Source organism: Paraplanobispora siamensis, assembly GCF_016863175.1.
GTDB lineage: Bacteria > Actinomycetota > Actinomycetes > Streptosporangiales > Streptosporangiaceae > Planobispora > Planobispora siamensis.
This window is the reverse complement of the sequence record NZ_BOOJ01000145.1, coordinates 1-925: the sequence shown is the minus strand read 5'-3', so window position 1 is coordinate 925 and position 925 is coordinate 1. Positions and strand designations below refer to the sequence as shown.

1 protein-coding gene is annotated in these 925 nt (G+C 65.3%); it reads left to right on the top strand.

Annotated features, from left to right (window positions below; all coding sequences use genetic code 11):
- A partial coding sequence (locus tag Psi01_RS42940; protein WP_204069964.1) for an extracellular solute-binding protein occupies positions 1–840 on the top strand: 840 nt, incomplete at its 5' end.
- Positions 841–925 lie beyond the last annotated feature (85 nt).

Genomic DNA, 925 nt, shown 5'->3' with positions numbered 1-925 from the left:
GCCGTGCCGCAGGTCACCGACACCCTGGCGCTGATCTACAACAAGAGGCTGCTCAAGGAGGCCGGCTGGGACAAGCCCCCGGCCACGGTGGAGGAGCTGAAGAAGGCCGCGCTGGAGGTCAAGGACAAGACCGGCGTCAACGGCCTGGCGCTGAACGTCGATGCCTACTTCCTGCTGCCGTTCATGTACGGCGAGGGCGGCGACATGCTCGATGTGCAGAACAAGAAGATCACCATCAACTCTCCCGAGAACGTCAAGGCGATGGGCATCGTCTCCGATCTGATCGCCTCGGGGGCCGCGCCCAAGCCGGCCATCCAGGACAGCTACGCCAATGCGATGACCGCCCTGAAGGACGGCAAGACCGCGATGATCTACAACGGTCCGTGGGCGTTGTCGGAGATCTATCAGGGCAAGGAGTTCAAGGACAAGGAGAACCTGGGCATCGCCCCGGTGCCGGCCGGTTCGGTCAAGGCCGGTGCTCCCACCGGTGGCTGGAACTACGCCATCTACGCCGGTTCCAAGAACATCGAGGCCTCGTATGAGTTCCTCCGCTTCATGAGCACTCCCGAGGCACAGGCCAAGATCGCCAAGGAGATCAGCCTGCTGCCGACCCGCACCTCCGCTTATGACAATCCCGATGTGCAGGGCAACGCCGACGTCGCGGTCTTCAAGCCGATCATCGACACCGCGACCGCCCGGCCGTGGATTCCCGAGGGCGGCCAGCTCTTCCAGCCGCTGCTGGAGGGCTACCAGGCCCTCGTCGGTGGCAAGACGACCCCCGAGGAGATGCTCACGACGGTCGATGAGAAGTACCGCGGCATCTTCAAGGACTGGAGCTGATCCGTGGCGACCTCCACTGGACGTGTGAGCGACACGACCAGGGACCGGGCCGCGGGCGCCGCTGAGGGCGCCCGCGGCCGGGGCC